This window comes from Klebsiella sp. BIGb0149 (assembly GCF_004362605.1).
GTDB classification, from domain to species: Bacteria; Pseudomonadota; Gammaproteobacteria; order Enterobacterales; family Enterobacteriaceae; genus Klebsiella; species Klebsiella terrigena.
This window is the reverse complement of record NZ_SNYG01000001.1, coordinates 255192-266622: the sequence shown is the minus strand read 5'-3', so window position 1 is coordinate 266622 and position 11431 is coordinate 255192. Positions and strand designations below refer to the sequence as shown.

Annotated in this window: 7 protein-coding genes; 1 reads left to right on the top strand and 6 read right to left on the bottom strand. The window is 54.7% G+C overall.

Features of this window, described 5'->3' with window-relative positions; all coding sequences use genetic code 11:
• Positions 1-208: 208 nt before the first annotated feature.
• The 6 genes from dtpD to EDF75_RS01265 all read right to left on the bottom strand — a co-directional run bounded on the left by dtpD (position 209) and on the right by EDF75_RS01265 (position 9263).
• Positions 209-1681, bottom strand: a complete 1473-nt coding sequence (dtpD, locus tag EDF75_RS01290) for a dipeptide permease DtpD (RefSeq protein WP_133596570.1) — start codon at positions 1679-1681, stop codon at positions 209-211.
• A 59-nt stretch (positions 1682-1740) separates the two neighbouring features.
• Positions 1741-3888: a lysine decarboxylase CadA gene (gene cadA, locus EDF75_RS01285; RefSeq protein WP_133596568.1), complete on the bottom strand. Its 2148-nt coding sequence runs from the start codon at positions 3886-3888 to the stop codon at positions 1741-1743.
• 82 nt (positions 3889-3970) lie between these two features.
• Positions 3971-5308 carry a cadaverine/lysine antiporter gene (gene cadB / locus EDF75_RS01280; RefSeq protein ID WP_133596566.1) on the bottom strand — a complete coding sequence of 446 codons (1338 nt, stop codon included), beginning with the start codon at positions 5306-5308 and terminating at the stop codon, positions 3971-3973.
• Positions 5309-5673: 365 nt separating this feature from the next.
• Positions 5674-7197: a lysine decarboxylation/transport transcriptional activator CadC gene (gene cadC, locus EDF75_RS01275; protein WP_133596564.1), complete on the bottom strand. Its 1524-nt coding sequence runs from the start codon at positions 7195-7197 to the stop codon at positions 5674-5676.
• A 446-nt stretch (positions 7198-7643) separates the two neighbouring features.
• Positions 7644-8270 (bottom strand): CatB-related O-acetyltransferase, encoded by a 627-nt coding sequence (locus tag EDF75_RS01270; RefSeq protein ID WP_133596563.1) that lies wholly within the window; start codon positions 8268-8270, stop codon positions 7644-7646.
• A 72-nt stretch (positions 8271-8342) separates the two neighbouring features.
• Positions 8343-9263, bottom strand: coding sequence for a Kdo(2)-lipid IV(A) acyltransferase (locus EDF75_RS01265; RefSeq protein WP_133596561.1), 921 nt, complete (start codon positions 9261-9263; stop codon positions 8343-8345).
• Between the two features lie 841 nt (positions 9264-10104).
• Between EDF75_RS01265 and EDF75_RS01260 the strand changes: the two genes are divergently transcribed.
• Positions 10105-10971, top strand: a complete 867-nt coding sequence (locus tag EDF75_RS01260; RefSeq protein WP_133596559.1) for a GNAT family N-acetyltransferase — start codon at positions 10105-10107, stop codon at positions 10969-10971.
• The last annotated feature ends 460 nt before the right edge of the window (positions 10972-11431 follow it).

The following is an 11431-nucleotide window of genomic DNA, read 5'->3' as shown; positions in this document are numbered from 1 at the left end:
TCCCCCCTCCGGCGCGGCCCGTCTCGGGCGCCATCGCCGAAGAACAATCTTAATGAACCTGGCTTCACTTCCGGCTGATCTCACTCAACCATCGCTTCACTAACGATTTTTTATCTCAGGCCTCCGCTACAGCCAGAATATCCTCCTCCTGATTATTGAACGGTGCAAGGAGCGTATGCCGCTCCCGCACCTGAGATAGCCTCATGGCTTACGCGCCGCCGCCGGGAATTTCGCCGGCGGCGCGACGTTTGCCGAGGCTGCAGGTTGCGGCAAACGCCAGCAGCACGATCGCCGCCACGCAGCCGAGCGTCCATGCGCCCATCTGGGAGAAAAAGTGTTGATAAGCGGCAATGGCCGTTTCGCTGATTTGCGATTCGGTGGTCTGCTGCGCCACCATCCCCGCCAGCCAGTTGGCGACCGCGCCGGTGGCGAGCATGTAAATACCGGTCAGCACCCCGGTCACGCCGGGCATGTTGAGGCGGGTAATCTGCGCCATCGCCACCGGGTCGATAAACAGCTCGGCAAACCCCATCAGCGCCAGCCCGCCGACCATCAGCCCCATTGAGGCCTGGCCGTCGACGGCTGCGTGGCGGGCATTAAGCGCCAGCAGCATAAATCCGCAGCCCATCAGCACCAGGCCAAAGGCGAATTTCAGCCATACCCGCAGCGCGGAGCGGGTGGCGCCTTCCGGACGCATCAGCCACGCCAGCGCCACCCCCGCCGCCATCACCGCCACCGCGTTGACCGACTGGAACAGCGCCGTCGGCACTTCAATATTCAGCAGGCGACGGTTAACGAAGTGGTCGATAAACAGGCTAATCGAGCTGCCGCCCTGCTGTGCCAGAACCCAGAACAGCGTCCCGGTCAGCATCAGCAAAACGATTTGCCACAGCGCCCGGCGGTGCTGCGGGGAGGCGATCATGATCCGCGCCACCATCTGGGCGGCAAAGACGCAGACGATCGCCAGCAGATAGCCGGACCAGTTATTTTGCAGCAGCAGCGTAAAGAACACCGGCGCCACGCACAGCATCACCACCAGCCAACCCCAGGTGGGCAGCACAAACTTCACCGCCCGCAGCGCCTGCTTGTCGACGCCGCGGGTGTGGCGGAAGTAGCGGCCGCCGCTTAAGAAAATCAGCAGACCGATAAACATGCCGATCCCCGCCAGCGCAAAGCCGATGTGCCAGCCGTACCACTGGGCGGTCAGCCCGCAGGCAATCGGCGCGGCGATTGAGCCGACGTTCCCCGCCGCGTAGAGCAGCGAAAAACCGCCGTCGCGACGATGGTCGTCAACGGCATAGAGCTCGCCAAGCAGGCAGCTGATGTTGGATTTGAACAGACCATAGCCGCAGATGATGATCGCCAGCGCGAGGTACAGGCTCCAGGTTGCATCGGATTCGACGCCGAGCACCACGTGGCCGAGCGTCATCAGCAGCGCGCCGGCAATGACCGCCGTGCGGTTGCCGAGCAGGCGGTCGGCAAGCCAGCCTCCGAGAATAGGGGTAACGTAAACCAGAGAGGCGTAGGCGCTAAACAGGCTGATGGCGTGGCTGTCATCAAAGCCAAGCTGATGGGTGAGGTAGAGGATAAGTAGGGCACGCATGCCGTAAAAGCTGAAGTATTCCCAGATTTGAATCGCTACGATGTAATAGATCGCGCGCGGCTGTGAGGGTGTTTTCATGAGGTCTCCTTGCAGCGTGAAAAAGGGAAGTGGCAGGCCACTTCCCTTTGGTGCTTCAGTTACTTGGTATTTTCGTCTTTCAGCACCTTAACGGTGTAGCGGCCATCCGCCTGACGATATGCGCCGTGGATATCGGTTTCGAAGCCCGGGTAGTGGGCGCCGATTTCGCACAGCATCTGCAGGAACTCCAGCACCGGACGGCTCTCTTCGGTGATCATCTCACCCGGCATGACCAGCGGAACTCCCGGAGGATACGGCAGGATCATGTTGGCATTGACGCGACCAACCATCTCTTCGAGATAGACCTCTTCGGTCTGAGCGTGCAGCTCTTTCTGGAACGCGGCGTACGGCGTCACCATCATTTTTGGCAGCACTTCGAACGCGCGGAACATCAGGTCCGGCAGGTTGTGATGCTCCACCAGTTTGTGAATGTTCTGCGCCAGCTCCTGAACGCGCATGTTTTCATAGAATTCAGGATCTTCACGGTACAGAGACGGCAGCATGTTTTTCACACGCAGGTTCAGGTCGAACGCGCGTTTGAAGTCGGTCAGCGCGCGCAGCAGGCTCAGGGCCTTGGTTTTGTCGATACCAATGCTGAACAGGAACAGCAGGTTGTACGGACCGGTTTTCTCCACCACGATGCCGTGTTCGTCGAGGTATTTCGCCACGATACTGGCCGGAATACCGAACTCATCCATGGTGCCGTCTTTTTTCATCCCCGGAGTCAGCAGAGTGACCTTAATTGGGTCGAGGTACATGTGCTCGTTATCGATGTTTTTGAAACCGTGCCATGCGCTGTCGGAGCGCAGCGGCCAGCATTCGGCGCCGTCGATATGCTCCGGCTGCCATACGTCGAAGAACCAGCCTTCAGACTCGCCTTTCAGACGCTTGATCTCTTTACGGAACTTGATTGAACGCTCAATAGAGCCGTCGATCAGACGCTTACCGGCGTTGCCTTTCATCATCGCCGCGGCGGTTTCGGTGGAGGCCACGATCCCGTAGTGCGGAGAGGTGGTGGTGTGCATCATGTAGGCTTCGTTAAAGGTTTCTTCGTTGATGTCACCTTTCACGTGGATCATTGAAGCCTGGGAGAACGCCGCCAGCAGCTTGTGGGTGGACTGGGTTTCGTAAATGATTTTCCCTTCCACGCGGCCGCCGCTCATCCCGCATTTGCCGGCATAGATTGGTGAGAAGTTGGTGTAAGGCACCCACGCTGAGTCAAAGTGGATGGATTTCACATCGAGGGTTTTCTTGATGAAGTCGGTGTTGTACAGCAGACCATCGTAGGTGGAGTTGGTGATAACCGCGTGCACCGGCCAGGTCGCGTTCGGGGTCTCTTTAACGCGCTTCGCGATGGTCGCGTGCTGGAATTCGCTCTGCGGGATGCCGCCGAGGATACCGTAGGCGTTACGGGTCGGGCGGAAGTAGATTGGCGTAATGTCGCTCATCATCATCAGATGGGTCAGCGATTTGTGGCAGTTACGGTCAATCAGCACGGTGCTGCCGGCCGGAGCCGAGTACATACCGACGATTTTGTTGGCGGTAGAGGTGCCGTTGGTCACCATGTAGCTGCGTTCAGCGTTAAAGACGCGGGCGATATACTCTTCCGCCTCTTTATGCGGGCCGCTGTGATCGAGCAGGGAGCCGAGCTCGGAAACCGAAATCGAGATATCCGACTTCATGGTGTTCGGGCCAAAGAAATCGTAGAAGATGCTGCCTACCGGGCTTTTCTGGAAGGCGGTACCGCCCATGTGGCCTGGGGTACAGAAGGTGTATTTGCCTTCACGCACGTATTTGAACAGCGCCTTGGTCAGCGGCGGCAGAATCGCATCGATATACTCATCGGTGTTCTGTTTGATTTTGTCGGCGATGTCGTCGGCCGCGCCCAGCGCATATTCGAAGAAGCGCACCTGCATGCGCAGATCGTTCAGACTTACGTCCAGCGTAGAGTAGGTGTTGGCGAAAGCGTACAGCGGCATATATTCGTTCAGCTTGCTGATCTCTTCGCACAGCTCAAGATTGTATTTATCCCAGTCGAAGATAACGCCGCACAGGCGGGAGTTATTTTCGATAAGTTTCAGTAAATCTTCGCGGTCGTTCGGATAGACAATACGGAAGTCCAGGCGTTCAAGGGCACGATGCAGTTCACGGATAGGCTCTTCTTTAAAGTAGACGCCCATGTGATTCATGATTGCGATAACGTTCATAGTCAAATCTCCAGATAGAGAAAGCCCCTCCCGTCGCGTGGTGACAGGTGCAGGAAGGAGCTCCAGGAAAAGGGGTTACTGCTTAATGCGCGCCAGCGGTAGAGTTGTCAGCAGGGTCATTTTCATGCTGGCGCTGGTGCATTTTGCGGCCGTAGAACATCAGGATAATCAGGCTGACGATAAAGGTACCGGCCAGTTCGAAGGAGCTTGCCCCCATCAGGGCGATGAAGCAGAAGCCGCAGCCCAGCACCGAACAAATCAGGCTGACCAGGTTACGGATGTTGATGCCTTCGAAGCGAATCAGATCAACGCAGGAGTAGAAGTAAGGCAGCATGGTCAGCAGTACGGCGATACCGGTCAGCTCACCGAACAGGTCAGAGGCTTTACCGCCGCTGGAGTTCATCAGGGTAATCAGCACCATCAGCACGGTCATTTTCACCGCCGCCAGCAGCAGGCCTTTTTTCGGGTTACCGTTGCTATCAAGCTCGCCGTAGATTTTCGGGAAGTTGCCGTCGTTGGCGGCACGTACGCCGGCCTGTCCAACCAGCATCATCCAGGAACCGAGAGACGTCAGGCAGGCAAAGGCGGTGAAGGCGGAAACCATCGGAGCCGCCCAGCCGCCGAGGATAGTTGAAGCGCTAATGGCGAACGGTGCGCCCGATGCGGCCATCTGGGCTGCAGGGTACATCCCGGCAATCACCTGAGTTGCGGCGATATAAACGATACCTGCCAGCGCGGTACCCAGCATGGTCGCCAGCGGTACGGTACGTTTCGGGTTTTTCACCATCCCGGTACTGACGGCGGCGGATTCTACGCCGACGAAGGCCCACAGGCACAGCAGGATACTTTTCACGACCGCGTGGCTGTCGGTGGTGCTGGAGGTGTTCCAGTTTGCCTGATAGGTGGCAGCGTCAAACCAGTGCCAGCCGACAACCGCCGTCATGACCACCGGAATTAATACCAGCACCAGACCAATGGTGGTCAGGCGGCTTACCCAGGTCCCTCCGAGCATATTAACGAAGGTAAATATCCAGACGATTGCAATACAGGCGATACCGGCTGGAACCGGGTTATTTAATATAGGGAAGAATGTCGACAGGTAGGATACGGCGGTAATCCCGATCGCCAGGTTACCAATCCAGTTGGCATGATAATAAAGCACCCCGGTCTGAAAACCGAACGCCGGAGATATTTCACCGGCGTACGCAATTGGCCCACCCTGCTGCGGATTTTTGGTCGCCAGTCGGGCATAAACATAAGCCAGAGACATTGCGCCAATAATAGAAATCACCCACCCCCAGATTGCAATTGAACCAATACTGGCGAGGTTCGCAGGTAATAATGCAATACCGCTCCCCATCATATTACCGGCAACCACGCCGGTACAGGCAAATAGCCCGATCTTCTTGGCAGAACTCATGTTTGCTTTTCTCCTAAGTTTATTTGGGAGGTACAGATCATGATAGTGAACCTTTTATTGACCCGACCAACTGCCAACCAGATTACTGATTCAAAGAAGATAAGTCCTAAAGATAAAGTGAAATAACGGAAAACATCAGACAAATGATATTTTGACCTTTTTTGATTAACATATCAGGATGACATATTGATATCATAAAAAGATAAACATCATTAAATTACAGACAGTTGCGATAGAGTTTTCATGTTGGAAATGTGTTGCAAGCGGTAGCTAAATTACTCCATAAATATAACAATCACCGGCCTCATGAGAAACATAAGTTTAACCTCACCATGCCCAAAACTATTCACACGGTGAGGGTTTACTTATTCTGAAGAGAGGAAGTTATCGAGATACGGCACCACCCGGGTAACCGAGGTCTGGAATACCGCGTTTTCAATCCAGTAAAAGGTATTTTCGCCTGGGCGCAAATTAAAAGCGGTCAGGTAAGCATCGGCCGCTTCCCGGTTCTCGCCCTTCATCTCGTAGACTTTACCCAGCAGCACGTAATTCATCCACGACATTTCAAGGTCAATGCCGGTATTAATCGCGTGGTACGCTTCGTCTACTTTCCCCTGCCCCAGCATATCCACGGCTTTAATTTGATAAAACACCGCCAGATCTTTAATACCCGGCATATCGCCAACCCGGTTTATTTCCGCATACAGCGCCGCGAGCTGCTGTTCATCCAGCGGCTGTTGCGAATGACGTAATACGTCCACCAGCGCCTTTTCCGCATACGCGTAGGTAAAGTCAGGAGCCTGTTTAATCACGTCATCAAGCAGCGCGCTGGCTTTTCCTAATGATTCGACATCACCATTCATTAATAGCTGATGCGCCTGGTAGAAGTGGGTCAGCGCGACGCTTTGCGAAGGCTGGTACTGCTTAAGCATGGTCTGCATGCGTTCCGGCCACGGCTGCTTCAGCGCTTCCGACAGGCTATTGAGCAGATCGTTTTGAATCGACAGCTGGTTGTCGCTGGTGATGAAGTAGCGCTTGTCCATCATGGTGGAACCGTCGGCGTTATCCACCATCTGCACCGACATAAAGCACTGCTGGGCGCGATAGTGGCGCTGGTTGACGAACTCAATGGTCAGCGTTTTACCCGAGCTGCTCGGCTCGTTGATGTTGTAGTTGGTTTTGTCATGCACCATAAAGGTGGAGAAGGTATTCAGCGAGGTGGTGACCAGGCTGCCAAGCCCCACCGCGTAAGAGTGCTGAGACGCCCAGTTGGTGCAGGAGTTGCCGTTAAGCAGGTGGATATCGATGTCGCGCGGGTTTAACAGCAGGCGGGCTTTATTGACCGGCGGGCGCGATTCGATGGTCGATAGCGCCACCAGCGCCACGCAGGTTGCCAGCGCCAGCAGGAACAGCCCCCAGACGATAAAGGTGCTGATCCGCTTGCGTCTCTCCGGACTGGCCGGGGGCTGAACGCCGGGCGCGGATGGCGCAGATGGCACAGCGGCTTCCGGCATCGCCTGCGGCGCGAGCGGCGAAAGGAGCGGCGTCAGCTCTTCCCCCTCCTCCGTACACCAGATGACCGGCACCGTCAGCTTATAGCCGCGTTTCGGTACCGTTGCGATATATTCGAGGCTGCTATCGTCGCCGTCCTTCAACGACTTGCGCAGTTCAGAAATGCTCTGGGTGACGACGTGGCTGGTCACAACGTTGCGCGTCCAGACATTATCAATCAGCTCGTCCCTGCTGAGCACTTCGCCAGGATGGCGGGCAAAGAAAACCAGAAGATCGATTAAGCGCGGTTCAAGAGTGAGCTGGCGTCCCTTCCGGCTAATTTGGTTAACAGAGGGGGTAACCAGCCATTCTCCAACGCGAACAACAGGTTGTTGCATAAAAAGGGCCCAAACGAAAAGGGAAAGGCGCGATGATACCATATTTACCCTACCTATTTATGATAGGGGTCATGACCTTGAACGCGTTATATCGCTCTGCGTTTATTAAGTTTAGCCATTTTTTGTTTTTAGACAAAATCAGCAATAGTTTATTAACACTTTTGCCATTTCATTAAAAATATCCCGAAACTATTCTACGTTCATCGTTTATTCAGCGTTCATTCCCTCAGACGCGACGGTTTGCGCGCCGGGAGCGAACGGGCTCCACGGAGACGCATCATGCTATTTAATCCCTGCTCTTTACCGGCGCTGACGCTGAAAAATCGTATTGTTATGCCCCCGAGCGCTCTTCGGCGGGGTCAGGCAGGCTATCGTGACTACCCCGCCGTCGCGGCGAAGTAAAGCGGCACTCGCCCGCAGCCCTTTTGCTGCGGGATTTTCACGCGTTAGCGGCGGCGGCGCACCGCCTGCTCCAGCGCCGTAATATCCTCCCCGGACAGCAGCGGCTGCAGCGCCAGCAGGTCGTCCTCCGGCAAAGCGTAGAGGTTCAGCGCCAGCAGGCGCTGAATATCCGACTCGGCAAAGCGGTATTTGATAAATTTGGCCGGGTTACCGCCCACCACCGCATACGGTGGCACGTCTTTAGTCACCACCGCGCCTGCGGCAACCACCGCCCCTTCGCCTATCGTCACTCCGGGCATAATCATCGCCCGCATGCCAAGCCAGCAGCCATCGTGGAGCACCGTATCGCCGCGGTGCTGGTACGATGCGGCAATGGACTCCATAAACGGATAGAGGCTGATCCAGTCGATCCGATGGGTGCTGTTGCCGCCCATCAGGATCGCCGTTTCCGCGCCGATGCAGACGAAATTGCCGATGATGAGCTTATCCAGCTGCCCTAAGGGCTGCCACTGCTGGCTAACCGCATCCCCGTGCAGGTAGCGCACCACGGAGCGCTCAAAGCCGTTGTCCCAGCAGTCGCTGTAGTAGCTGTGGGTGCCTTTAATAATGATATTCGGATTGGTCACCGTCTGGTGCAGACGTTCGGTTCTCGACCAGTGTTTGTCGGTCATGGGGCATTCCTTTCGCGTTAATATGTCCTGTTAGTCAGGACATATCATAAGCCGGAAACGCTCAACCGGCGCTCAATAGCGCGAAGCGACGCCGTCGGGGCAGGTTTTAAAGCGGCGATGGAGCCACATATATTGCTCCGGCGCCATCAGGATGCACTTCTCGACGATCTTATTCATCCACGTCGCCGTGGTTTGCGGATTCTCCAGCGGCGGCCTCGACTCAGGGATCATAGAGATGAGCTCGTATCCTCCGCCGTTTGGCTTACGCCGCGGGACGAAGGGGACGATCGTCGCCTTCGACATTTTGGCCAGCACCCAGGTACCGGTTGTCGTTGCCGCCTGCTCCACGCCAAAAAATGGCGCAAACACGCTGCTGCCTGGCCCGTAGTCATGATCGGGCGCGTACCACAGAATTTCGCCCTCCTTCAGCACCCGCACCATTCCCTTCAGGTTTTTGCGATCGAGCATCGTCTTATTGGAACGCAGCCGCCCGCAGGTCTGCAGCCAGTCAAGCACCGGGTTGTCATTGGGGCGGTACACGCCGATCCCCGGCGTATGCATGCCGAACATTCGCGCCCCGAGCTCAAGGGTCAGAAAATGGACGCCGATAAGCAGCACTCCCTGCTTTTGCGCCTGCAAATCGATGACCGCCTCCAGCCCGCTGGTCTCGGTCCAGCGGGCAATCCGCCGCTCCGGCCAGAACCACGCCATGCCGGTTTCCATTACCCCCATGCCCAGCGATTCAAAATTCTGCACCACCATCTGGTGGCGCTGCGCGACGCTCATTTCCGGGAAGCAGAGTTCGACGTTACGCCGGGCAATGCACGCACGACGCGTCATAAAGCGCATCGCCAGGCGGCCAATCGAGGTCCCGAGGCGGTAAATAAGCGGATACGGCAGCTGCACAACCAGCCACAGCAGGCCGGCCCCCAGCCATATCAAGCCGTAACGAGGGTGCAGCAGGGATGCGGAAAACTTCGGTAACTGGGTCATATTATTCCTGTTAATTCAGTCAAATATTTCGACGCTTTGATTTATAAGACCAGATGACGGGCATACCGTTTAGCAATAAACAGGTCGTGAATTTATCGTGCGCAAGTTTCTTTCCGCACAGGCCGAGCGCCATTTTCTGCCGGGGATCATAGGTCTTTCACCGCCATAAAACGACTTAATCCCGGTCACAAATTTATTATTAACTAAATAATCGCGTTTTTTACAGCAATAGTAAAATGGGCTTACGAGGAAATTTATCGGCAATAGCATCAGCAATTAATAAAGCGCATTATCAATTTAATTTTACCAGAAATTTATTATCCAAAATTAAATAACCCGTTTGTAGTTTCAGCAAACAGGCGTGGTACAAAGCAGGCTATTTTATTCTGCTGACAGGCTCTACCATGGTTAAAATGCTTATACTCAGCGCGGTGCTGCTTCTGACATCGTGCATGGGGAGCGCGCCAGGAACGGCGCCGGAGGCTTTGGGTCGCTCTCCTGAAGCAAACGGGCTTCCTCGGTGCCATGACCTTGATAAGCTTATTATCTGCGACTGGGGCCGCGACCGGTAAATGCGCTCAAAAACGCCGCATCAGGCCGGCTGGCCGCGGTCCTATCCGCCTTCCCCGCGCGCAGCGGCCTCCTCTGAGTCGGCAAAGCGCCCGCTTCCCTCGTATTTACTGTGACCGAGCCAACGTCCTGAGAAATGACCGTCGGCCGCGGGGTGTACAAATACCCTGAACCGTTCATACTTACCGGTATAGATGAGTCATTGATTTTTAATATTAAATTAGCATCAGCACTGTCGTGTAGCAGAATAAATAAAAAGGAAGACCGGCCAATGAAATACAAATTAGTCAAACAGGTTATGGATAATGATGCCCTGAGGAACAGCTTCATTGACCTGGCTATTAAGACCTTTGATCTCTCATTCAAAGACTGGTACAAAAAAGGCTACTGGACCGAGTCATACATTCCCTACGCTTTCGTTGATAATAATAAGGTGATTGCTAACGCCTCCGCCAACGTCATCGACCTCAAGTGGCAAGGGAAGCTCGTTCACTATATTCAGATAGGCACCGTGATGACCGATACCGACCATCGCGATAAGGGCCTTGCGACGCAGTTGATTAACCATATTCTCGATGACTGGAAGGATAAGGCCGACGCGATTTTTCTGTTTGCTAACTCCACCACCGTCGATTTCTATCCGAGATTTGGCTTCGAGCAGTACGATGAGTATCAGTATACCCTGCCGGTGACCCCGGCCGAGGGCGACTTCCGCCGGCTTGATATGGATAAAGAGAGCGATGTGGCAATTCTCAGGCACTATTATCAGAAATCCAATCCCTTCTCTCAGCTCTCGGCGCACAATAACTTCGGCCTGCTGATGTTCTACTGCTCGGCGTTTATGAAGCACTTCGTCTACTATTCGGAAAAAAATAGCGCCGTGGCCATCGCGATGCAAAACGATCGCGCGCTGATCTGCTTTGATATTTTCTGCGACGCCAGCGGTTCGATGTCGGCTATCGTCAATGAGCTCGCCGACCAGCGCACCCAGCTGGCGATTTTAGGCTTCACTCCCGTCGAAGGTCGCATCGGCGAGTATGAAAAAATAGAGGGCGACGACTTCTTATTTATCTCTACGGCCAAAGAGAACATTTTTAAGGGCAACAGGCTGATGTTCCCGACGCTATCCCATGCCTGAGCCGCGGTGGCCTGCTGTCTTATCTCGGCGCAAAATCCCCTCATGAGAAGTCATGAGGGGCAAAACCAGGACAGAGCTGAGAAAGAGCTGAGAAAAGGCTGAATCAAAACCGGGACAAAACGGGAGCAATGAAGGGACAACGCAGGGATAAAACGGCGGGTGAGCGCCTCCCCGCTGCCACTTATGATTTATCGCCATCATTAATCACCTCGCTTTATTTCAATTTATCGCGGCACAACGTTTTAAATAAGCGCTCAATAAGGCATAAATAGGATTGACTTCATCTGCAGCCTGATAGAGGATCCCTTAATTATAAGCCGTCCTGACGGCAACGGCGAAAGTAAACGGTCGGTTTCTCTTCCCCTCGCGCCAAAACAGAGAGCGCCAGCCCTTAAGATAGCGCGCGATCGCAACCCGCATTAAAAACAATTAAAAATGTCAATGATGCAAATCAGCATCT